The organism is Acinetobacter tianfuensis (genome assembly GCF_003611465.1).
In the GTDB taxonomy this organism is placed as follows: domain Bacteria; phylum Pseudomonadota; class Gammaproteobacteria; order Pseudomonadales; family Moraxellaceae; genus Acinetobacter; species Acinetobacter tianfuensis.
The window spans coordinates 1-21,347 of the sequence record NZ_RAXV01000042.1 but is presented as its reverse complement, the minus strand read 5'-3'; the positions used below and the strand labels follow the sequence as shown (position 1 = coordinate 21,347).

Genomic DNA, 21,347 nt, shown 5'->3' with positions numbered 1-21,347 from the left:
GTATTACAATCAGATACGACCACATCAATTTAATGATGGACTCAGCCCTTGTGAGGCTGAAAAAAGACTTAAAAATGTGTCCAATATTTGTTGACCACTACACAAAACTCCTTCTCCCTTTGGGAGAAGGCTGGGATGAGGGAGTAAACATCTAAATCGTCATCGAAAAAATACGGTTTTCAGGCATCTTCCTTTTCAACCGCAAATCAAAGGCCATACAAATATTCCGTACAAATGGCTTCCCTGCATCCAGCACCTCTATCCGCTGCGGATGCAGTTTCAATAGGCCATCCGCTTGCATTTCTTCAAGTGACGCCAATATTTCAGACAGCTCAGGCACAGCCATAGACTCTTCCTGCCAAGATGTTTCAAAACTGCACATCAGATTTAAAATATGTTTGCGGATAATCAAGTCTTCATCTGACAATATATGCCCGCGGTATACAGGGATTTCCCCTTGTTCTAAACGCGCATAATAGTCCTCAATTTTCTTTTCATTTTGCGCAAAGCTGTACCAGCTGTCACTGATTGAAGATAACCCAAGCCCAATCATCACTTGAGTTTTAGAAGCGGTATAGCCCATAAAATTACGGTGCAGACTGCCCTGCAGAAAAGCCTCATGCATGGCATCTGAGGGCAGCGCAAAATGATCCATGCCAATTTCTTTATAGCCTTCGGCCAGCAGCAGTTTTTTGCCCTCTTCATAGCACTGGCGTTTCATGCTGTCTTTGGGCACATCCGCATCTTTAAAGCCGCGCTGGCCATTACCCTTAATCCAAGGCACATGCGCATAGCTGTAAAAAGCCAGACGGTCAGGCATCAAGCGTTTAGTTTGCTGAATAGTATGCAGCACATCGTCCAAACGTTGAAACGGCAAGCCAAAAACTAAATCATGGGAAATAGAGGTATAGCCTATTTCCCTCGCCCATTGCGTCACCTGCTCAACATTTTCATAAGGCTGAATGCGGTGGATGGCCTTTTGCACGGTTTCATTATAATCCTGCACCCCATAGCTGACGCGGCGGAAGCCTAAGTCATACAGCGCTTGCAGATGTTCACGGCTGGTATTATTAGGATGGCCTTCAAAACTGAATTCATGCACCGCCGCGATGTCTGCTTTGGCTAAAATGCCTTGCAGCAGCTGTGTTAAATGTTCAGGTGCAAAGAAAGTAGGCGTTCCCCCGCCCAAATGGATCTCTTTAATTATGGGTTTGTCTTCCAGCAGCTGACAGTATAAATCCCACTCTTGCAGCACTGCCTGAATATAAGGCCGCTCGACATCGTGCTTTTTGGTCACTTTTTTATGGCAGCCGCAGAAGGTGCACAAACTTTCGCAAAATGGCAAATGAATATAGAGGCTAATGCCTTCAGTACCATTTGATTCATCAAAAGCGCGCTTCAAGCTGGCTTTCCAGCGGTCTAAGCTGAATTGATCTTCTTCCCAATACGGCACTGTTGGATAACTCGTATAGCGAGGCCCTGGCACATTGTATTTTTGAATTAAGGAATGTTGCTGCATCAAACTGCCCCATATATTGCTGCGGACTGCTTTAACCATTAAATCAGTTCATCCTATTGTGCTGAGCTTAAATATTGAATTCAACCTAGCCTTTTAGTCGGGATAATTTATTGAGAAGTTCTCGCCTGCTCAATTCAACGATGCTGCCAATTGCTAAAAAAACGTTAACCTTCATGATAATTTATGCTTTGATGTACACAGTTTTTCTTTTCCCCAATGAGGGCTTTCATGTCACATCCGACTTCTGCAGACATTCAGCGTGTTCGTGATTTTTTAACCGACTTGCAAGCGCGCATTTGCGCAGCCTTAGAACAACAAGAATGCACTGGCGGCGGCACAGCCCAATTTGAAATTGATGACTGGAAGCGTCCAGAAGGCGGCGGCGGACGTTCACGCGTACTGCAAAACGGCACCGTAATTGAAAAAGGCGGCGTGATGTTCTCACACATCAATATTTCCAAACTTCCTGCGTCAGCAACAGAACGCCATCCGCAAATTGCAGGCGCGAAAGCGCAAGCGATGGGCGTGTCATTGGTCATTCACCCTAAAAACCCGAACGTGCCGACCTCACATGCCAATGTACGCCTATTTGTGGCTGAAAAAGAAGGACAAGATCCAATTTGGTGGTTTGGAGGCGGTTTTGACTTAACGCCATTTTATCCAAATGATGAAGACATTTTATCTTGGCATCAAACAGCTGCAGACCTATGTGCGCCATTTGGTGACAATATTTATGATACGCACAAAAAGTGGTGTGATAATTATTTCTATTTAAAGCACCGTGATGAACAGCGCGGCGTTGGCGGCCTGTTTTTTGATGACCTGAATCAATGGGACTTTGAAACCTGCTTTAAATACATACAAGCTGTAGGCAATGGCTATTTAGAAGCAATTTTGCCTATTTTCCAGCGCAACCAAGATAAACCTTATAGCGAAGCGCAGCGTGATTTCCAGCTTTACCGCCGCGGACGTTATGTCGAATACAACTTGGTTTATGACCGCGGGACGTTATTCGGTCTGCAGACTGGCGGCCGAATTGAGTCTATTTTAGTCAGTATGCCGCCATTGGCTGGCTGGTCTTACCGTCCTGAATGGGACGCGGATTCAGCTGAAAAAAAACTGACAGACTATTACCTGAAACCGCAAAACTGGCTGCAACAGAAAGCTTAAATATTCAGCTTCAGCAGATACGCCTCTCTGACAGCGCCCTGCTTTTAGGGCGCTTTTTATTGCTTGAAATTTATCATTATTTTGTTTCAATATTAAATACATACCCATATTTACATAAATATCAGGCTGATAACATTTTTACGCGGCAATCTCACAAGAGCGCCTTATTATTTTGCAAACTCTTTATACTATTGCGGCAGAACTGCTGTACTATAATTATCAGAAGTAAATTAACTTATCCTTAATAAATCAGCTCAATTGAAAGATGAACTGATTGCGGGCGCCTGCACATGAGTATGTCTAAAATCAGCACCACTATGCTGGCCTTTATTGGCTTTACAGTCGTATTAATCAGTGCCATCAGCACAGCAGCATTTTCGGAAAGCTCATTTCATGATAATTTTGCATTCAGCCTAATGGCTGTGGCATGTTTAGGGCTTATTTTCAGCATTGCTTTTTTAATGCTTGAAGCAGTTCTAGCTGTCTGCAATCCTTAAAAATATAAAAGCTTTCTTTTCCCTTCAATACATTCACCCCGCTTTAATACTTTAGCGCTTGCTCAATTTACCGTATATTGAGGCAGATTTCTCACATGGAAGCTGTGCAATGAGCAAGCAATTTGCCGTAATTGGCAATCCAATTGAACAGTCACGTTCTCCTGAACTGCACCACGCCTTTGCGGCCAAAACGGGTATCGCGCTGAACTATACTAAACGTCTCGCGCCTTTAGACGGCTTTGCAGAAAGTGTAGAAGCGTTCTTCAGCCAAGGCGGCTCAGGCATGAATGTCACTGTGCCATTTAAAGAACAGGCTTTTGCTCAGTGCGCAGTATTAACTGAACGCGCTCAAATTGCCAAAGCAGTCAACACGCTGTGGATGCAGAATGGTCAGCTGCATGGCGACAATACAGATGGTCAAGGTTTAGTCGATGCCATTCTTGCTTTAGACTGGCCACTGAAAAATACGGACTTGCTGATTATTGGCGCAGGCGGCGCAACACGCGGCGTCATCTATCCATTAGTCAAAGCTGGCGTGAAAAAAATTGTCATTGCTAACCGCACATTAGCCCGTGCAGAACAGCTGGTTGCCGATTTAAAAGATGCAGTGCCTGAAGCGCAGCTGCAAGCTGTCGGCTTAGATCAGCTGCAGGGACAATTTGATCTTGTCATTAATGCGACTTCTGCCAGCTTAAGCGGTGATGCTTTGGCGCTGCCAGAACAGCTTCAATTCAGCCATGCCTATGAAATGGCCTATGGCAAGCCTTCCAGCTTCTTAGATCAAGCTAAAGACCGCGGTGTGCCGACTTCTGAAGGTTTTGGCATGCTTGTGGGACAAGCCATTGAAGCCTTTTATATTTGGAATGGCGCAAAACCTAAGTTAAAAGACTTTATTTAACCCGAATCGCGGATAAGGATTTTCTTTAAAATCATAAGATAAACGTAATTCAATGATGAATTTTTAGATGAATAGTCTCACTTCCATAAGCAAGATTCGGGTTATTTAAAATCAAATTCTGCACATCTATTTTAAAACTTCACGAGAAGATGCCCAGCGCATCTTCTCTTTATTTAAGGCCTTGTAAATTAGACTGACTTTTTATGCATATTCCGCCAGAAATCATTTATTTCTCAAATGATAGAAAATACTATGCATAATTTTAAAAATGGGCTTTGATATTTATATACATTATTTCACTTTAAGCATTTCAAATTTTCCAAAAACAATATAAAAAAGAGTATCACCGCTCCTGTTAAAGCGTATCTGATTCGCTTTTCTGACATTTTTCTCAGGCGCGTGTATCAATGCATTATTATTCAATTTATGAATAATTAAATCATCGATACAGATAATCCAGAACAATTTAAAATTAGGATTAAGATTATGCCTGCTTATAAAGCTCCCTTGCACGACATCCGTTTCTTAATGAATGAAGTGCTTGATTACCCAGAACATTACAAAACTCTGTCAAATGGTGAAGCAGCTGATGCAGACACTGTCGACATGATTTTGGAAGGCGCTGCTGATTTTTGTGAAAACATTCTTTCACCGCTGAACCAAAGCGGCGATGAAGAAGGCTGCCATTTTGAAAACGGTGATGTAAAAACACCTAAAGGCTTTAAAGAAGCTTACGACCAATTCGTCCAAGGCGGCTGGCAAGGCCTTTCTTTCCCAGAAGAATTCGGCGGTCAAAACCTGCCGCAATCACTGAACCTAATCAAATCTGAAATGATGGGTACAGCGAACTGGTCTTTCCAAATGTACCCAGGCCTAAGTGTTGGCTGTATCAACACAATTCTTCAGTTCGGTTCAGAAGAACAGAAAAACCAATATTTACCGAATCTGGTTGCTGGCACTTGGTCAGGCACGATGTGCTTAACTGAGCCGCAATGCGGTACGGACTTAGGTCAAGTAAAATCAAAAGCAGAACCTCAAGCCGATGGCAGTTATGCGATTTCAGGTACAAAAATCTTTATCTCTGCGGGTGAACATGATTTAACAGACAACATCGTACATATTGTTCTTGCACGTCTGCCAGATGCGCCTGCGGGCACTAAAGGCATTTCGCTGTTCATCGTGCCGAAATTCCTTATCAATGCAGACGGTTCTGTTGGCGAACGCAATCCTGTAACTTGCGGTTCAATCGAACACAAGATGGGTATCCGCGCTTCTGCAACGGCAGTCTTGAACTTTGACAATGCAATCGGTTACCTCATTGGTGAAAAGAACAAAGGCCTGCATGCCATGTTCACGTTCATGAACACTGCGCGTATCGGCACAGCAATCCAAGGTATTGCTCATGCTGAGCTGGCATTCCAAGGCGCGTTGCCATATGCCAAAGACCGTATGTCTATGCGTGCGCTGTCTGGTAAAAAAGATCCTGATAAAGTCGCAGATGCCATCATTCACCATGCTGACGTGCGCCGCATGCTGTTAACTCAAAAAGCGATCGCTGAAGGCGGCCGTTCAATGATTTACTATGCTGCGCAAATTGCTGACAAAATGACAGATGCGTTGACTCGCGGTGACTCAGCTGCATTTGAAGCGCATGATGACCATTTAGGTTTCTACACGCCAATTCTGAAAGGTTTCTTGACTGAGTTAGGTTATGAAGCTGCAAATCACGGCATGCAAGTATACGGCGGCCATGGCTACATTAAAGAATGGGGCATGGAACAAATCGTGCGTGACTCGCGCATCTCTACGCTTTACGAAGGCACTACTGGCGTTCAAGCGCTTGACTTGATTGGCCGTAAAGTATTGCTGACGTCTAAAGGCAAAGTGATCCGTGACTACACAGCTGAAATTTTAAAATTCTGCGGTCAGCATGCACGCAACAAATACATGCGCCGTTTTGCTTGGGACTTAACAAAGCTTTGCGCACAGTGGAATACATTGACTGTACGTATCATGCTGGCAGCGCGTAAAGACCGTGACATCGTATCTTCAGCCTCTGTTGATTTCTTGATGTTCTCTGGCTACGTGATGATGGCTTACTTCTGGGCGCAGCAAGCTGCAGTTGCTTCGGCAAAACTGGCATCTGGCGAAGGTCAAGAAGTGCCTGAGTTTTATAAAGCAAAAATCAAAACTGCGGACTTCTATTTCGAGCGTTTATTGCCTCGTACACAAGGCCACGCAGAAGCGATGGTGAATCCGTCTAAGACGATGACATCTTTAGCGCCTGAGCACTTCAGCTTTGACTACTAAGTTTTAGCTGTAAAAAAGACCGCTTCGGCGGTCTTTTTTATGACGTTTAAAAACTGAATTTCATTTTTATTCCGAGTTTAAACAATCATGCTTTAAACAACGCTGACCGTAATTTTCAGCGAATAGTTTTTAGCAATTTCACTTCCATTCTGCTTCACATTCGCAATATAAATGCTGTCTCCTTTTGGAAGTGCATTAATATCACCATTTTTAAGTGACTTATAAATAGTCGGATCAGTTCTTCCTGAAATATCTTCTTTCACATCAAACGTAATGTTAGCACTGTCACCGCCTTCAATTTCCCAGCGAATATTTTTTCCTTGTTTAATGGAATGAAAATGAAAATTATCACTGCAGCGATGATCCTGCCCTGCTAATTTACGTGAGTTCGTGACCAATGTCGCACCGACAAAACCGTCAAATTTAAAACCAGGCATTTTATTTCCCCAAATAATACGTGTTGAAAGAAAAGATTCTCATCATGCTTGTACTTTAGGAATACCTAAAATGAGTAGTTTTAAAAAAATAATGAACCGCTAATTCTGCTAGTTTCATGCCATCGTTTAAAGAAACTCTTCCAGTACTGAATTTAGAAACACATGTCCTTGCGCTGTACATGCCAATACTGTTTCATCTGCCGCCATTAAATTACGCTTACGCAATGAACTTAAAAGTGTATCTAAACTTGTCAGCGTTAAGCCCGTTCTTTCTGCATACAGTTTGGCGTCCACACCGTCATTTAAACGCAATGCATTCATCATAAATTCGAACGGCATGTCTTCATCTTCAATACGTTTAAATTGCAAATGCTCTGCCGGCACTTTGGCTAAATAGTCTTTCGGCAAACGGGTCTTTTGGTAACGGTACACACCGTCCGGCTGCGTGACTTTGCCATGCGCGCCTGCGCCAATTGCCAAATAGTCGCCAAACTGCCAATAATTTAAATTATGCGCAGACGGTTTTTCCTTACGCCATGCCGACACTTCATAATTCACAAAGCCTTGCGCCTTTAAATAAGCTTCACCTTGTTCCTGAATATCTTCCAGCAGCTCATCCGCAGGCAAAACCGGCTGTGTGCGGAAAAATACCGTATTCGGTTCAATGGTCAGCTGATACCACGACACATGCGTTGCGCCATTTTCCACCGCGAGCTTCAAATCCAGCAGCGCCTGCTCAATGGTCTGCTCTGGCAAACCATGCATCAGGTCTACATTGACCCGCTCAAAGCCCGCCTCTTTTGCATGCTGAATCGCAGAAACCGCATCATCATTCGAATGAATCCGCCCAAGCTTTTTCAGCTGATCTGTATTAAAACTTTGCACGCCTATCGACAAGCGGTTAATTCCTGCATCTAAATAGCCTGCAAAAGGATCGTGCTCAACGGTTCCCGGATTGGCTTCCAAGGTAATTTCACAGCCATCCTCAAATGGAATAATACTTTTCAGCTGACCAAACAGCCATTGATAGCCTTTGGCAGAAATCAGCGAAGGTGTCCCGCCGCCGATAAATACACTATGTACAGCGCGGCCCTGAGCAAAATGGGTTTGCGTTTTAAAGTCCTCAACCAGCGCCTGTAAATATTCTTTTTCCAAATCTAAAGACAGCTCGCCATTGGGTACGGCGTGCGAATTAAAGTCACAATACGGGCATTTACGCACACACCACGGCATGTGAATATATAAAGACATTGGAATATTTGCAGGAATGAATTCAGCCAAGGAGATTGCTCAAAAGGAGAAATATACAGCTGGCTATTTTAGCATGACTAAGACACGGCTTTAATGAATTCTCCGCACCGTTCACCTATACTGCTTAAAACCCAATAAGAATTAGATGAAGATAAAATGAAAATCAGCTCTCAATTATTGATGCTGATGCCGCTGGCGATCGGTATCGGCATTGCCATGACACTGCAAACCGCAATCAACAGCCAATTGCGCGAATATTTATATTCTCCTCTGCAAGCTGCCCTTTTTTCTTTTTTGATTGGTACAATAGCGCTCGCCATATTGGTATTTTTTCAGCCGGCAGCTAAGCCTGAACTTGCCGACTTCTCCCAAATTCCTTGGTTTCTCTGGGTAGGCGGATGCTTGGGCGTATATGCCATCAGCGTCAGTATTTATACCGCGCCTAAATTGAGTTTTCTGACACTGTCAGGCCTGATTATATTTGGGCAAGTCATTATGTCGATGATTGTAGACCAGTTTGGCCTGCTAGGTACTGAAAAAACACCCGTTAACTGGCAACGCTTACTGGGTGGCGTAGTGATTTTTATTGGTGTGCTTCTCACTTTACAACGCTAAGACCTGATACCTAAGCACCTCAAAGAAAGAGTATGTTCTGTGTCTACTGTCACAACAACCCGCTTTGAATTAAAGCAGCTGTTCCGCCTGATGATTCCAATCTTAATAACACAATTTGCGCAGGCAGGTTTTGGTTTGATTGACACCATTATGGCAGGACATATGTCAGCAAATGATTTGGCTGCCATTGCAGTCGGTGTCGGCCTCTGGATTCCAATTATGCTGCTGTTCAGCGGCATCATGATTGCAACAACGCCTCTGGTGGCTGAAGCAAACGGCGCACGTACGCCTGAAAAAATTGCCACCATTGCACGCCAATCGTTATGGATTGCATTCATCCTCGGCATTATTGCCTGTCTGATTTTACAGGCGGCTCCTTTTCTGCTGCCGATCCTTGGCGTGCCTGAAGCCTTGCTGCCCAAAGCCAGCCTCTTTTTACATGCCATCGGCTTCGGTATGCCTGCTGTGACCATGTATGCAGCGCTGCGCGGCTATTCAGAAGCGCTGGGGCATCCTAAGCCTGTGACCGCCATCAGCTTAGTCGCACTGGCGGTACTTATACCGCTGAACTTTATTTTTATGTATGGCTTAGGCCCTGTGCCTGAACTTGGCTCTGCCGGCTGCGGCTTTGCTACAGCCATTTTACAATGGCTGATGTTCTTTGCTTTAGCGCTTTATATCCTGAAAAGTTCTGCCTATAAAAAGACCCAGCCTTTTGCAATTTGGGAAAAAATGGATCCCTACTGGGTGAAGCGGATTTTTGCGCTCGGCTTTCCAATTGGCTTGGCTATTTTCTTTGAAGTCAGCATTTTCAGTACAGCGGCCATTGTGCTCAGTCCGCTGGGCGAAATCACTGTAGCGGCCCATCAAGTCGCGATTTCCATTACTTCGCAGCTGTTTATGATTCCAATGTCCTTGGCGATTGCGCTGACCATTCGGGTCGGCACATATTATGGCAGCCAAAATTGGGCTGCTATGCGCCGTGTACAATATGTTGGACTGGCAACAGGCACTGCCTTTGCACTGATTACCATGCTGCTGCTGTGGCTGCTGCGCGCTCAAATTGTTTCACTTTACACCTTTGACTATGACGTAGCCAAACTCGCCATCTACTTAGTGATGTTTGCTATTGCTTATCAGCTGATGGATGCTTGGCAAGTCAGTGCAGCCGGCTGTTTACGAGGCATGCAAGACACTAAAGGCCCTATGTGGATTACCATGCTGGCCTACTGGGTCATTGCCTTTCCAGTCGGCATTTACCTGTCGCGCTTTACCGAAATGGGCGCAGCCGGTGTATGGATTGGTTTAATTGTCGGCTTAACTGCGGCATGCATCCTGCTGCTGACACGCCTAGTTGTGATCAATAAGCGTACAGCTCTAAGCTAAAAAATAAGCATCTTGCCTGCGCTTACCCGAATGCCTTTGACTTTTAAAGCATAAGCAGGTTTAACTGAATGAATTGCTCCACTTTAAAAGGTTCAGCATGCAGCCCATTCAGTTATTTAAAATATTGATGTTCAGCTTAGCGCTGAGTCCATTTTACCTGCAAGCCAATGACAGCATTCAGCATGGCAGCTTCCCGGAATACAGTGCGCCAATAGCGGTAAACAGCCAAAAAGATTATGACTATATACATCAGCATCTTTGGCTGGCTTACCGCTTTTATGCCGATCAGAAAGCGGACTCATTTACGGCTCGCCTGAAACTCAGCTGCCAGCAATCCGGCATGGCATACAGCTATCAAGACTTTGTAAATGCCAATAAAAAATTTGCGTCTGCAAAGGATCAGGATTTTAGCGCCAGCGACCTTTTGCTCAGTTTGAATGCCAAACAGCATGATAACCAATGCGCTAAATACACAGCTGCGCCTGCACAGCATGAGGAAACAAGCTCAGCTTCTGAAGCAGCGGCTGAATAAGCCGCCGAATCATCTGCTTTAAAGCGCATCTAAGGCATTTTTTAAACCTTCCGGCATTTCAGATGCATCAGCAATGTCTTTCATAATGGCCTGCCCGACAATTACATCTGTGCCATTAAAAGTCATTGTAGGTGAACCATACAGCTCATAACCGTCATTCAGCGCTTGAGTCACTCGGGCACAAAAATTGACATCATCTTTGCCAGTTAAATATTTATAGACTTTCATAAGACTCCACAGCTCAATGAACTTCAGCATATTTTAAATGCCATTTTACACAATGCATTTGCCGCGGCACAAACTCACCGCTGCGCGCCAGTTAACAGCGCATCATTCAAACGGCATAACAGATTTAAAGCACACGATTTAATAGCGTATTTTTATATTTTTAATGAAATAACCAATATAGAAACAAAGCCTTAACATTTTAAAGTAGGCAGCAGCAGCATTAGCGCCTATGATCAGACCAATCACTTAATGATGATCTTGAGGAACATCACATGGCAAAAACGGCTAGCACTCCGGGTCGCCGCTTCATGAAACTTGCCAGCATGACTGCAAGCATTGCAACCAAAACGGTTTCAAATTCAATCAAGAACTTAACTGCCGATGAAGAGCAGAAAAATGCATCCCGAAGCAAACTGTTTCAGGATATTGGTGTGCAAATTGCGGACACCTTAGGAGAAATGAAAGGCGCAGTGATGAAGGTCGGACAGATCGCATCGCAATATAAAGATATTTTCCCGCCTGAAGTCGCTAGAGCAATTGGCAAGCTGCAGCGCCAAGCGCCGCCTATGCCCTTTTCAGATATTAAAGCCCAAGTTGAAAAAGAACTGGGCAAGCCTATTTTAGAAATTTTCAGCAGTTTTGATGAAACCCCTTTTGCAGCAGCCTCAATTGGTCAGGTGCATAAAGCAACCCTGCCGAATGGTCAGCAAGTCGTGGTAAAAGTACAGTATCCCAGTGTAGACGAAGCCTGTGAAAGTGACTTAAAGCAAGTCCGTTTGGCGCTGCGTTTAATGGGTGTGCTGAAAATTGACCGCAAGCTGCAAGACCGCTTATTCAATGAAATACAAGAAAGCTTGGACAATGAGCTGAACTATGAAATTGAAGCGCAGAACTTAGCTGTTGCACGTACCTTCCATCAGGCGCTGGACAGTAAAATCATTATTCCGCAAGTTTTTGAAAATTACTCTTCACGGCATATTCTGACCCTAAGCCTTGAAGAAGGCGACAGCATTGAAACCGCAAGCACTTGGCCGCAAGAAACCCGCAATGAGCTGGGACGCCGCCTGCTGCGCGCGATGGGGCAAGAAATTTTCTTTCTCAAACGTTTCCACTGTGACCCGCATCCAGGCAACTTTGCTTTCCGTACAGACGGCACAGTGATTATTTATGACTTTGGCGGTGTAAAAACCCTCTCCAATGACACGGTTCATCAATTCAAACTATTGATTCAAGCTGCCCGCGCACAAAATATTGCAGAAATTGAAAATCAGCTCAGTGCTTTAGAATCTTTGGCTGAAAAAGGCAAATTTCCTGAAGCGCTATATAAAGAATGGCTCGAAGTGCTAATGCGTCCGCTTACAGCGCATTATGATTTTGCTGAAAACTCAGCGCATCATGACGGCGTTGAACTGATTAAGCCTTCACTGAAATATTGGGATGTTTTCAAACCTTCGCCTGAAACACTCATGGTGAACCGTACGGTTTCAGGCCACTACTGGAATTTGATTCATTTAAAAGTCAATGACAACTTAAATGACATCTTTGAAGAACTGATTCCGCCGGCAGCCTAATTATTTAAAGCTTAACTATTTCCAGCGCCTCATATCCGCTTTATAGCAGTGAACAGCGTTAAAGCAGCAATGCAGGCGGTACAGCAAGTTTCAATAAATGCTTTTCCCGTTTCAAACGCTCACACTAAATTCATATTCCGTTAAGCTTTGAGTTCTAAAATAAAACCATTCAGAAGCCTAAGCCCTCCTCCAGCTTAGGCTTTTTTTTATGCTTTCAGCATATACTGCAGCACATAAAAACCGATAGCTAAGGCCATAACCCCAACAATGACGCTGGTACACACATAAGCCAAAGCTAGACCAATATGTCCCTGTTTCAGCAGCTGAAAAGTCTCTAAACCAAAACTGGAAAAAGTCGTGAAACCGCCCAATATGCCAACCATTAAAAATAGGCGGCCTTCTTGCTGCAACACAGGATATTTCTGACTCCATGCAAAAAATACCCCCGCTAAAAAGCAGCCTGCAACATTGACCCACCATGTTGTCCACGGAAAGAAGCCATTCGGCTTAATGAGCCAAACCCCAGCTCCATAGCGCAGGCTCGCGCCAATTGCGCCGCCCGCTGCAACCAACAGCCAATTCATCCTTTATCCATTACTTTTTTATCGATTGGCTCAGCATAGCCTGATTTTATTTAGAGAAGATATAGCTATTCTATATAAAATCTTTTAAGTTAAAGCCACACTGTAAAATACGCCTTATGGTTTAAAACTTTGGCTCATTAAATAGATAAACCCAAAAAAAGCAGGGCAAAATATCAGTCATGCATAACGATTTTCAGATCTGAGGCAGCATAAAAAACACCGCACTCAACGAGCTGTGCATAGCTTTATTTACTCGGTGCATCTGCTTGCTTTTTAACCACAAAAGATATGGCAGCAGATAAAGTTTCAGCTATGATTAATTGTGGAAAAATACTCTAATTGAGTAATGATCTTAGTGTTTGACGGTAAGCTTTTTACGTCCCCATCATTTAAAGCCCTTTCATTTTTATAGGACAATCCAATGGCTCACGAAATTTTAGCGCAGCTTCAAGCTGGCGAAGCAAAATTTGCAGATGTGATTGCATTCATTGAAGCGCGTTATACACATACACCAACGGCATTTCAAAACGGCCAACAAAGCAATGGCGCAAATGAAAATCAAGGCAGCGCCAAAGTTTTTGCTTTTGCTGAATTAAATGGCCTCGGCCAAGAACAGACACTGCGCTTATTTGCAGAGCACTATACTGCTGTTCTGGCGGCACCTGAAGGCACAGACCATCAAAACATCCGTCAGTTCATGATGAATGGCTGGGAAGGCGTACAATTTGACCGTCAGGCACTGACTGCAAAATAAAAAAAGCAGTTCAAGTTGCACTGCTTTTTTTTAACCTGCCGATTCAGCTGAAACAGCAGATGCAAGGATGCATCTCTGTTAAATCAACCCGCTTTATGAAATTCTGATCCGGCATTTCCATTCATCAACGGCGGTATTTTCCCATGCGCGCTTATGCTGAATACGCAGCTCTTCACTGCCTGCTTCCAATGCCGTGAAACGGTAAGTTTTCTGTCCGCCAGCCCCCACAGCAGGCTCTGCTTGTTTACTTGGCGTATAAATTTCTTCTGCTTTAAATAAAGCTGGCGTCTTGGCTAAAGACCAGACATAACCTGTACTTGGGTTTTCATCTAAAATAACTTCCAGCGTGTGCCCGCGGTCCATTTCCAGCAAAGCCGGACATGACTGCTCTTGAGTAAATACATGCGTTGAACCGTCAACTGTTGAGCTCATACTGCTGCATCCGGCTAAGCCTAAAGCAAATAGCGCTGAAAGCGCCAAGGTTTTCATTTTCATCACAATTCTACATTACGGCCTGTGTTCTTGCCCTGCCTTAGCCTTTCACTCGCTCAATCCATTGAATTGAGTCAACACGGAACACTTCACATGCGCCATCACCTGTATCTGTTGGCGTTAGAGATGATGTCCACACCAAATCTTTATCCTTTACCTCCACAAGGCTGCCTTTTAAACGCACCAAATCACCGCGTTTCACCTTATGAATCGCTTTAGCAATTTCAGGGGTTGAAGGAATGATGTGCATATTTGACACCATCATCATGGCCTGCTCTTGCGGCACAGGCACTTTGTCCATTTTCCAGTTCAAATAGCGGTCATACTGATTCACGCTAATATGACGCGCAATTTCAGGTTCTGCAAATAAGCCCCAGCTGACAGCATAATCAATGGGAGAAAACTTAGCCTGCTCATCATCGCTATAAGTTTTTGAACCTAAAATGCGGAAATCACCATGAAAAGGCTGCAGCACAGAAATAGACTGACCTTGTGCAGCAGGCGGCAAGCCCTTGGCAATATTATAATCTGCTGCTGCCTGTACACTGCTTTGCAGTAAAGCCGCGGCCAATACAGCGCCTGCGTATAAATATTTCATTTTGGTCTCCCATCCTGTTTGCAGCCAGAACACTGCTGTTTTGCCGTCCGCTTTAACAGCAGAACATGCATGCTAAAACTGAATACAGTCTTAAATCGCTTAGTTGTAAAACTATATTACGGAAGAAATGCATAAAAACTTTAGCAACTTGGTAACAATAAGCAACACTGCGCAAACCGCAGCTTATTTTCAGCAGCCAATTCAGCTAAGCTTGACGCTATAAATTGAAAGCAATAAATAGAGTTCAAATGATTTATAAATTTTATCAGCAGCATATTTTTCCGCATATTTTAAATCAGGTGATGCAAGCGCCCAGCCTCATGGATAAACGCCGTGAGCTGCTGCTGCCGCTGTCTGGCGAAGTATTAGAAATCGGTTTTGGGACTGGGCTGAATTTGCCCTTTTATCAGCAGGTAGACACCGTTTATGCTTTAGAACCCAATGCAGATATTTACCAGCTAGCGGCCTCTCGTGTGCATGAGACACCTTTTGAAGTACAGCATTTGCAAGCCCGTGCAGAAAAACTGCCTTTTGCGGACCAAAGCCTAGACCATATTGTCTGCACATGGACGCTGTGCAGCATTGCACACTTAGAAACCGCGCTGGATGAAATTTACCGTGTACTGAAAGTCGGCGGCACCTTTCATCTGGTTGAACATGTCCTGCACAATGAAAATAAAAATATACAGCGCCTGCAGAACTTGCTTACTCCTATTCAAAAAAAGCTGGCTGATGGCTGCCGCCTCAACCGCAATATTGAACAAGCGCTGATTAATGCAGACTTAAACCTGACTGAATTGCAATATTTTGATGCTGCTGGCATTCCTGCAATTGGTCAGCGCATGCTGCTGGCCCGCGCTCAAAAAACCTAAAATAAGGCCATTGCTATTGGCCCGCGCTCAAAAAACCTAAAATAAGGCCATTGCTATTGGCCCAGCACATCTATGCGCTCTAGTACAAATAATTTACAGCGGGCGCTATTGGCATGGCCTAAAGCGGGTAAAAATATTGCAGATGTTTTGGCCGATTGGACACTCGCCCAATGTCCATACAGCTGTACAGCCAGCCCGGCTTTAAGCTTCCGCAGCTGATTGGCTGCTTGTTCATTCTGCGCAATCATACTTAAATTCAGCAGCTGCTCAGAAAGCAGATCTGCTGCATCTGCGCCAGTTTTAGCCTTAAGCGTAAAACAGCGCCCATGCTGCTCCCACTCTGTTTGATTTTTTATGGCCGCTGCGCGTTCAATTGGGCTCAGCAGCACATCCATATTGCTCAAATACTCCAAATGCTGAAACCCGCCCGCTACAGGAGCTGTAGGACGTATAAGGTTTTGGCCTGCGCTATAGTAACGCTTATCGATTACGGTAAACACAGCACTCACAGGCGCTTGGTTTTGCACCTGAAAATTGTTCAGCACGCCTGCTTCCTGCAAGTTTGGAATTGCACGGAAATATTCAGACCACATCCATACCAGCAGCGCCAGCGCCGCAAATGTCAGCATCAATGGTTTCATTTCAACCATCCTTTTTTTAGTACAGCGCTGCCCATCAATGACAGCTTTTAATCTTCAAAATTAATTCTGACCGTTTCAAAACGTACCCGCCCTTCAGCAATTGCCTGCGCAATGGCTTGCTGCCCTTTGGTCAGACGTGCGCCGCCGCTTTTAATATCAATCAGCACAACTTCTATATCTTCTGCTAAGCCATCACCGTCACGGTAGTCTGTATAGCCGTCAAAAACCACATAATCGACAGGATCACCCAAAAACTTCGCATCACTCGGCAAATACTGAAATTCAGGCATGATCGGCGCCATCTGCTCTGCCATTTTCCCCTTCAGTACGGCACGGCTGGTGTTGACACTGCGTTTCTGCGCATGCATTAAGGCCTGCTGATGTTCCAGCTCCAATTCCGCGATATATTTTTCATATTCTGCTCGAATGCGTCCATTGCGGGTATTGCTTAATATTAATGCGGTCAGCGCCACACCAATTCCTGCGCCGATCAGCATCGCCATCCAAATGGACATGGTTTCTTCCTAATTTAAAATTTTATACACAGCGCCCGCTGCATACGATTTTAGTCACATGACATATGCAGGCCGCAAAAGAATGATATGCTAGGCCTGAACAGAATAAAATCATTAATCGGGTCATGAAAACAATCTTAGTTGCGAATCAGAAAGGCGGCTGCGGCAAAACAATTACTGCGATCAGCTTGGCATCAGCACTGGCAAAAAAAGGCTATAAAGTCGCTTTGGCAGATGCTGATAACCAAAAGTCTGCTTTGCAGTGGCTGAAGCAGCGTCCGAAAGACAGCGCTGAGATTCAAAGCGTCGACTGGCGTCACGAAAAATCTATTGGCGACGCGCCAAAAAACACAGAATACTTAATTATTGATGCGCCAGGCGCATTGTCAGGCGAGCATGCAGCGCAGCTGATCAGTGAAGCGCATACCCTGATTACACCTTTGCAGCCTTCATTCTTCGATATTGATTCTACACGCCGCTTTCTCAAACATATTCAAGATATTAAGCGTATCCGTAAAGGAAAAATTCAAATCCTGCTGCTGGCCAACCGCGTAAAGCCGAATGCGGCCAGCTCAAAAGATATTCAGGACTTTTTTGCTAAAATTGAGCAAGAGCCAATCGCTTGGATTTCAGAGCGCAGCGCCTACAGCCAGCTGGCAATGCACGGTTTAAGTATTTTTGATAAAACGCAAAAAAACTATCTGAGCATCCAAACACAATGGCAGCCGCTGCTGAATGCCATCATTGATGATCCAAGCGACTGGTTCTAAAGCCGCGACCGCCTTGCTCAGATCAGCAATTTTGCGAATGCGTTTCCAAAAGTAAACTCTCATTTTCGAGCAGTTTTTTTTCAGTTACTATGGACGGTGTCCATCATGATGAAACAGTGAATTCAGTGCAGCAATACGCGCCTATACTACAGAGATTCCTATTATTTGGACTGTTTTTTGTCCTGATCTTTTTAAGCTTCAGTGTACTGAAGTATTTTATCGTGCCTGTCGTTTGGGCCGCGATCATTTCATATATGACTTGGCCGCTGTATCAGCGTATTTTCAACGCCTGCAAGGGACGTGCAACCCTCAGCGCCACACTGATGATTTTACTGGTTATTCTTGTGGTTGGCCTGCCGCTGATTTTTGCAATTTTCCTGCTGCAGCATGAAGGGCGCAATCTCTACTATGAACTGCAAAAACAAATGTTCTCAGGCCATCTGAATGTCCCTCAGTTCATCCGTGACCTGCCTTTTATCGGCAAAGAAATCAGCCGCACTTTAAATGAGCTGAACAATGACCCGAACAGCATTATTCAGTCTGTTCAAATCTGGATTCAGGGCCATTTAAATTACGGCAAAGTGCTGCTGAATGAAGTCAGTAAAAATATTTTTAAACTTTGCTTTGCTGTATTAACCCTATTTTTCTTTTACCGTGACGGCCAAATTGTCCTGAGCCAAGCCAGCAAAGCATTAGAAATGGTAATTGGCCCGCGTGTACACCATTACCTGTCAACTATTTCTGATACCACCCGTGCTGTCGTTTACGGCGTCGGCTTAACTGCAGTTGCGCAGGCATCGCTGGCAGGCCTCAGTTATTTTGTCGCAGGCGTGCCAAATCCAATGCTGCTGACCATTGTCACTTTTGTCTTAGCGCTGATTCCATTCGGCCCTCCTATTGCCTATACCTCTGTTTCGCTTTGGCTGTTCTCACAAGGTCAAACCATTGAAGCCATTGGCATAATGGCATGGGGTGTCTGTATCGTCAGCACAGCAGACAATGTCATCCGCCCGCTGGTCATTTCAGGCGCAACACGTATTCCGTTTTTGCTGATTATGTTTGGCGTCTTGGGCGGCTTGGCAAGCTTTGGCATGATTGGCCTGTTCATTGGCCCTGTCATCTTAGCAGTGCTGCTGGCAATTTGGCGTGAATGGCTGCATGAAACCAATATTGAGCCGCTGATGATGCCTAAAGCCACTATGGCGCATGATCTTCCTGACTCTGAAACCGAACAGAAAAAATAATTGTTCAAACTTTTGCTGCCGATCAAATGCATTTTTTGATCTGCAGTTTACAAAGTCTCACTTAAATCGCATGGCATTACCCAACTCACTCTGTTTCAATGATTTATCAAAAAAATCAAAAGGGATGCCGCCATGACGTTTATATCTTCTGTTATTTCTGAACGCTTCAGCACAAAACACATCAAACTCAGTGCATGCGCCGTACTGGGCGCAGCCGTACTGAGCGGATGCGCAACATCCGTTCCCTTACCGACACTGGGCGATGAACAGCACGTTGCTGTCCATGCGGTAACAGCACAAGGTGTTGGTGCACAAATTGGTACGATCAGCTTACGCGACAGCGCGGCGGGCTTAATCATCAGCACCAGCTTGTCACAGCTGCCAGCAGGTCCGCACGGCTTCCACATTCATGAAAATGCTTCATGCAAACCCGCAGAAAAAGACGGTAAAATGGGCGCAGCCCTTGCTGCAGGCGGTCATTACAACCCAAATCAAGCGCCTAACCACGGCACACAGCTCACTGGCCATTTAGGTGATTTGCCGCTGCTGAATGTGGAAGCCGACGGGACTGCCCGCGTTACCGCCATTGCGCCGCGTTTAACTCTAGCGGATGTACAGAACCGTGCGATCATGATTCATGCTGGCAGCGACAACTATTCAGATTCGCCGAAAGCCCTAGGCGGCGGCGGTGACCGTATTGCTTGCGGCGTTATTCAATAAAAGTAAATAACCTGGGTTTTGCACACATTGTGGATAACTTAAGTTTTATACACAGCCCGCTTATTTGCTGTGCATCAAGCCAGAAACTGCCAGCAGTGATTGATCTGCCGGCAGTTTCATATTTGAAAATTGACAGCGGCTAGAAAAAAGTTCAGTCTAAAAACAAAACAAAAAATACTGGATTTAGACCTTAAATGCTCAACAGTATCCGCCAGCAGTTTCAGTCTTTTCAGTCCAATGCGCTGTTTATTTACTGCCTGCAAATCTGCATTGTGCTGAGCGGCACAACGCTGGGACTGTATTATGCGGGCTATGAACAATTTATTGTCCCCTGCACTTTAGGCGCAATCGCCGCGGCGCTGACGGATTTTGATGACCGCCTCAGTATCCGCCTGCGCAACTTAGCATATGTCTGTATTTTATTTTTTAGCGTCAGCAGCATTTTAGAATTTCTGCACCCTTATAAATTTTTCTTTATTGTATATTTGGCGCTGTCCAGCGCCTGTTTAATGTTAATGGGCGCATTAGGCCAGCGCTATGCCGCGATTTCCTTCGGCACCATTTTATTGTCCATTTACACCATGTTCGGTATGGGTGAATAGCCAGCTGGCACATCCAGCCCAGCGCATTTGCCAGCGGCGCGCTCTGGTACGGTATAACAGCGATTGTATTTTTTCTGATTAAACCGACGCTGCCTATGCAGGATCATTTATCACGCTGTTTTCTGCACATTGCTGCCGTGCTGCAAGCCAAAGCCCGGCTATTTGACCCAGACAATAACGGCAATGTTGAACACCTGCTGTACGAGCTATCACTCAGCAATAGCGCCGTCATTGAAAACTTTAACCGCACGAAAACATCGCTGCTCACTCGTTTAAAATCCTCACGCACCAATCAGAAGACCATTTACTGGCTTAATCTGTACTTTTTGGCGCAGGATATTCATGAGCAAGCCAGCGCCAACTATTTGCACTATGAAAAAATTCAGCAAAATTTCAGCCGCACCGACCTGATTTTTCGCTTTCAAAAAAATATCCGTTTACAGGCGCAGGCTTGTGAAACCTTAGCACAGTGCATTTTACGGCATGAACCCTATACGCCAAATGCCGCAGCACAGCAAGCGCTGGATCATTTACACAATTCGCTGCAAGATTAGATTCAGGCCAACCCGCACAATATAGAGGTGAAAAATCTGCAGCTGATTGAGAATAATCTGCAAAGGGTGCATGAACGCTTCTTGCACCTGAACGAGCTGCAAAGCCGTCAGGAGCAGCGCTATAAACAGCATATCGACAACCTGAATTTGTATGATGACGACATACACGGCGCACATGATTTATGGTTAAAACTGAAACAGCATCTGACTCCGCAGTCGGCGCTGTTCCGCCATGCGGTGCGTATCGCTTTTGTCTTTACAGCCGGCTATGGCATATCACTGCTGCCTTTTGCCAAAAATGGCTACTGGATTTTGCTGACCAGTTTATTTGTCTGCCAAATGCGTTATTTTGCGACCAAAAACCGTTTAAAAATGCGGACTTTAGGTACAGTACTCGGTGTGCTGCTGGGCATTCCTATTTTATTCTCTGGAGCGTAAAACCTTGTGATTCAGCATGAGGATATAAGCGACTGGCGTAAGCCATACGACATGGGGTGTCGTATTAAATATCTCTACTGTTCTCTACTTAGAGTATTGTTGTTAAAATAAGTACATGAAAACACTCAAACTTCGCATAAAAGACAAAT

The 21,347-nt window shown here is 44.8% G+C and carries 22 protein-coding genes and 1 pseudogene; 14 read left to right on the top strand and 9 right to left on the bottom strand.

Translation table 11 applies throughout. The features are described 5' to 3' along the window. Positions 1 to 151 precede the first annotated feature (151 nt). Positions 152 to 1,519, bottom strand: a complete 1,368-nt coding sequence (gene hemN / locus D7V32_RS15155) for an oxygen-independent coproporphyrinogen III oxidase (protein WP_120403670.1) — start codon at positions 1,517 to 1,519, stop codon at positions 152 to 154. A gap of 228 nt (positions 1,520 to 1,747) precedes the next feature. Between hemN and hemF the strand changes: the two genes are divergently transcribed. From hemF to D7V32_RS15135, 4 genes are all read left to right on the top strand, one after another. Beyond that, a complete protein-coding gene (hemF, locus tag D7V32_RS15150) occupies positions 1,748 to 2,689 on the top strand; it encodes an oxygen-dependent coproporphyrinogen oxidase (protein WP_120403667.1) in 942 nt (313 codons plus the stop codon). A 290-nt stretch (positions 2,690 to 2,979) separates the two neighbouring features. Beyond that, entirely contained in the window at positions 2,980 to 3,186 is a 207-nt protein-coding gene (locus tag D7V32_RS15145) for a hypothetical protein (RefSeq protein WP_120403666.1), read from the top strand. Between the two features lie 109 nt (positions 3,187 to 3,295). Then, positions 3,296 to 4,084, top strand: a complete 789-nt coding sequence (gene aroE, locus D7V32_RS15140) for a shikimate dehydrogenase (protein ID WP_120403665.1) — start codon at positions 3,296 to 3,298, stop codon at positions 4,082 to 4,084. Between the two features lie 486 nt (positions 4,085 to 4,570). Next, positions 4,571 to 6,394 carry an acyl-CoA dehydrogenase C-terminal domain-containing protein gene (locus D7V32_RS15135; protein WP_120403664.1) on the top strand — a complete coding sequence of 608 codons (1,824 nt, stop codon included), beginning with the start codon at positions 4,571 to 4,573 and terminating at the stop codon, positions 6,392 to 6,394. 92 nt (positions 6,395 to 6,486) lie between these two features. Here the strand turns inward: D7V32_RS15135 and D7V32_RS15130 are convergent, their stop codons facing one another. Both D7V32_RS15130 and hemW read right to left on the bottom strand, forming a co-directional pair. Next, positions 6,487 to 6,831 carry a hypothetical protein gene (locus D7V32_RS15130; RefSeq protein ID WP_120403663.1) on the bottom strand — a complete coding sequence of 115 codons (345 nt, stop codon included), beginning with the start codon at positions 6,829 to 6,831 and terminating at the stop codon, positions 6,487 to 6,489. Between the two features lie 126 nt (positions 6,832 to 6,957). After that, positions 6,958 to 8,082: a radical SAM family heme chaperone HemW gene (hemW, locus tag D7V32_RS15125; protein ID WP_407641556.1), complete on the bottom strand. Its 1,125-nt coding sequence runs from the start codon at positions 8,080 to 8,082 to the stop codon at positions 6,958 to 6,960. A 156-nt stretch (positions 8,083 to 8,238) separates the two neighbouring features. Here hemW and D7V32_RS15120 point away from each other — a divergent pair, with 156 nt between their 5' ends. From D7V32_RS15120 to D7V32_RS15110, 3 genes are all read left to right on the top strand, one after another. Further along, positions 8,239 to 8,697 (top strand): DMT family transporter, encoded by a 459-nt coding sequence (locus tag D7V32_RS15120; protein WP_120403661.1) that lies wholly within the window; start codon positions 8,239 to 8,241, stop codon positions 8,695 to 8,697. 90 nt (positions 8,698 to 8,787) lie between these two features. Then, positions 8,788 to 10,083, top strand: a complete 1,296-nt coding sequence (locus D7V32_RS15115; protein ID WP_120403669.1) for an MATE family efflux transporter — start codon at positions 8,788 to 8,790, stop codon at positions 10,081 to 10,083. Positions 10,084 to 10,180: 97 nt separating this feature from the next. Beyond that, the gene (locus D7V32_RS15110; protein ID WP_120403660.1) at positions 10,181 to 10,615 is read left to right on the top strand and encodes a hypothetical protein; all 435 of its coding nucleotides are present in this window, start codon (positions 10,181 to 10,183) and stop codon (positions 10,613 to 10,615) included. Between the two features lie 18 nt (positions 10,616 to 10,633). Here D7V32_RS15110 and D7V32_RS15105 read toward each other — a convergent pair whose 3' ends face one another. Further along, positions 10,634 to 10,843, bottom strand: a complete 210-nt coding sequence (locus D7V32_RS15105; RefSeq protein WP_120403668.1) for a DUF1737 domain-containing protein — start codon at positions 10,841 to 10,843, stop codon at positions 10,634 to 10,636. A gap of 272 nt (positions 10,844 to 11,115) precedes the next feature. Here D7V32_RS15105 and D7V32_RS15100 point away from each other — a divergent pair, with 272 nt between their 5' ends. Beyond that, the gene (locus D7V32_RS15100; RefSeq protein ID WP_120403659.1) at positions 11,116 to 12,414 is read left to right on the top strand and encodes an ABC1 kinase family protein; all 1,299 of its coding nucleotides are present in this window, start codon (positions 11,116 to 11,118) and stop codon (positions 12,412 to 12,414) included. A 206-nt stretch (positions 12,415 to 12,620) separates the two neighbouring features. Here the strand turns inward: D7V32_RS15100 and crcB are convergent, their stop codons facing one another. Further along, positions 12,621 to 12,998, bottom strand: a complete 378-nt coding sequence (gene crcB / locus D7V32_RS15095; RefSeq protein ID WP_120403658.1) for a fluoride efflux transporter CrcB — start codon at positions 12,996 to 12,998, stop codon at positions 12,621 to 12,623. A gap of 421 nt (positions 12,999 to 13,419) precedes the next feature. Here crcB and D7V32_RS15090 point away from each other — a divergent pair, with 421 nt between their 5' ends. Then, complete coding sequence (locus D7V32_RS15090; RefSeq protein WP_120403657.1) at positions 13,420 to 13,752, top strand: HopJ type III effector protein; 333 nt, start codon at positions 13,420 to 13,422, stop codon at positions 13,750 to 13,752. A 93-nt stretch (positions 13,753 to 13,845) separates the two neighbouring features. Here the strand turns inward: D7V32_RS15090 and D7V32_RS15085 are convergent, their stop codons facing one another. Together D7V32_RS15085 and D7V32_RS15080 are read right to left on the bottom strand one after the other, a co-directional pair. Then, positions 13,846 to 14,247 carry a protease inhibitor I42 family protein gene (locus D7V32_RS15085; RefSeq protein ID WP_120403656.1) on the bottom strand — a complete coding sequence of 134 codons (402 nt, stop codon included), beginning with the start codon at positions 14,245 to 14,247 and terminating at the stop codon, positions 13,846 to 13,848. 37 nt (positions 14,248 to 14,284) lie between these two features. Further along, a complete protein-coding gene (locus D7V32_RS15080) occupies positions 14,285 to 14,842 on the bottom strand; it encodes a hypothetical protein (RefSeq protein WP_120403655.1) in 558 nt (185 codons plus the stop codon). A gap of 248 nt (positions 14,843 to 15,090) precedes the next feature. Here D7V32_RS15080 and D7V32_RS15075 point away from each other — a divergent pair, with 248 nt between their 5' ends. Then, the gene (locus D7V32_RS15075) at positions 15,091 to 15,714 is read left to right on the top strand and encodes a class I SAM-dependent methyltransferase (protein ID WP_120403654.1); all 624 of its coding nucleotides are present in this window, start codon (positions 15,091 to 15,093) and stop codon (positions 15,712 to 15,714) included. Positions 15,715 to 15,767: 53 nt separating this feature from the next. Here the strand turns inward: D7V32_RS15075 and D7V32_RS15070 are convergent, their stop codons facing one another. Together D7V32_RS15070 and D7V32_RS15065 are read right to left on the bottom strand one after the other, a co-directional pair. Next, positions 15,768 to 16,355: a hypothetical protein gene (locus D7V32_RS15070; RefSeq protein WP_120403653.1), complete on the bottom strand. Its 588-nt coding sequence runs from the start codon at positions 16,353 to 16,355 to the stop codon at positions 15,768 to 15,770. Between the two features lie 47 nt (positions 16,356 to 16,402). Further along, the gene (locus D7V32_RS15065) at positions 16,403 to 16,870 is read right to left on the bottom strand and encodes a Holliday junction resolvase-like protein (protein WP_120403652.1); all 468 of its coding nucleotides are present in this window, start codon (positions 16,868 to 16,870) and stop codon (positions 16,403 to 16,405) included. Between the two features lie 125 nt (positions 16,871 to 16,995). Between D7V32_RS15065 and D7V32_RS15060 the strand changes: the two genes are divergently transcribed. The 4 genes and pseudogenes from D7V32_RS15060 to D7V32_RS15045 all read left to right on the top strand — a co-directional run. Further along, complete coding sequence (locus D7V32_RS15060) at positions 16,996 to 17,640, top strand: ParA family protein (protein WP_120403651.1); 645 nt, start codon at positions 16,996 to 16,998, stop codon at positions 17,638 to 17,640. Positions 17,641 to 17,765: 125 nt separating this feature from the next. Next, complete coding sequence (locus D7V32_RS15055) at positions 17,766 to 18,884, top strand: AI-2E family transporter (protein WP_171407684.1); 1,119 nt, start codon at positions 17,766 to 17,768, stop codon at positions 18,882 to 18,884. A 132-nt stretch (positions 18,885 to 19,016) separates the two neighbouring features. Continuing rightward, positions 19,017 to 19,604 (top strand): superoxide dismutase family protein, encoded by a 588-nt coding sequence (gene sodC, locus D7V32_RS15050; RefSeq protein ID WP_120403649.1) that lies wholly within the window; start codon positions 19,017 to 19,019, stop codon positions 19,602 to 19,604. A 194-nt stretch (positions 19,605 to 19,798) separates the two neighbouring features. Beyond that, positions 19,799 to 21,186, top strand: a pseudogene (locus D7V32_RS15045) (FUSC family membrane protein); the annotation flags it as partial. Positions 21,187 to 21,347: the final 161 nt, after the last annotated feature.

Coding starts and splice junctions, on each gene's coding strand:
- hemN (WP_120403670.1), bottom strand. CDS start 1,519: ATGCAGCAACATTCCTTAATTCAAAAATACAATGTGCCAGGGCCTCGC.
- hemF (WP_120403667.1), top strand. CDS start 1,748: ATGTCACATCCGACTTCTGCAGACATTCAGCGTGTTCGTGATTTTTTA.
- D7V32_RS15145 (WP_120403666.1), top strand. CDS start 2,980: ATGAGTATGTCTAAAATCAGCACCACTATGCTGGCCTTTATTGGCTTT.
- aroE (WP_120403665.1), top strand. CDS start 3,296: ATGAGCAAGCAATTTGCCGTAATTGGCAATCCAATTGAACAGTCACGT.
- D7V32_RS15135 (WP_120403664.1), top strand. CDS start 4,571: ATGCCTGCTTATAAAGCTCCCTTGCACGACATCCGTTTCTTAATGAAT.
- D7V32_RS15130 (WP_120403663.1), bottom strand. CDS start 6,831: ATGCCTGGTTTTAAATTTGACGGTTTTGTCGGTGCGACATTGGTCACG.
- hemW (WP_407641556.1), bottom strand. CDS start 8,082: ATGTCTTTATATATTCACATGCCGTGGTGTGTGCGTAAATGCCCGTAT.
- D7V32_RS15120 (WP_120403661.1), top strand. CDS start 8,239: ATGAAAATCAGCTCTCAATTATTGATGCTGATGCCGCTGGCGATCGGT.
- D7V32_RS15115 (WP_120403669.1), top strand. CDS start 8,788: ATGATTCCAATCTTAATAACACAATTTGCGCAGGCAGGTTTTGGTTTG.
- D7V32_RS15110 (WP_120403660.1), top strand. CDS start 10,181: ATGCAGCCCATTCAGTTATTTAAAATATTGATGTTCAGCTTAGCGCTG.
- D7V32_RS15105 (WP_120403668.1), bottom strand. CDS start 10,843: ATGAAAGTCTATAAATATTTAACTGGCAAAGATGATGTCAATTTTTGT.
- D7V32_RS15100 (WP_120403659.1), top strand. CDS start 11,116: ATGGCAAAAACGGCTAGCACTCCGGGTCGCCGCTTCATGAAACTTGCC.
- crcB (WP_120403658.1), bottom strand. CDS start 12,998: ATGAATTGGCTGTTGGTTGCAGCGGGCGGCGCAATTGGCGCGAGCCTG.
- D7V32_RS15090 (WP_120403657.1), top strand. CDS start 13,420: ATGGCTCACGAAATTTTAGCGCAGCTTCAAGCTGGCGAAGCAAAATTT.
- D7V32_RS15085 (WP_120403656.1), bottom strand. CDS start 14,247: ATGAAAATGAAAACCTTGGCGCTTTCAGCGCTATTTGCTTTAGGCTTA.
- D7V32_RS15080 (WP_120403655.1), bottom strand. CDS start 14,842: ATGAAATATTTATACGCAGGCGCTGTATTGGCCGCGGCTTTACTGCAA.
- D7V32_RS15075 (WP_120403654.1), top strand. CDS start 15,091: ATGATTTATAAATTTTATCAGCAGCATATTTTTCCGCATATTTTAAAT.
- D7V32_RS15070 (WP_120403653.1), bottom strand. CDS start 16,355: ATGAAACCATTGATGCTGACATTTGCGGCGCTGGCGCTGCTGGTATGG.
- D7V32_RS15065 (WP_120403652.1), bottom strand. CDS start 16,870: ATGTCCATTTGGATGGCGATGCTGATCGGCGCAGGAATTGGTGTGGCG.
- D7V32_RS15060 (WP_120403651.1), top strand. CDS start 16,996: ATGAAAACAATCTTAGTTGCGAATCAGAAAGGCGGCTGCGGCAAAACA.
- sodC (WP_120403649.1), top strand. CDS start 19,017: ATGACGTTTATATCTTCTGTTATTTCTGAACGCTTCAGCACAAAACAC.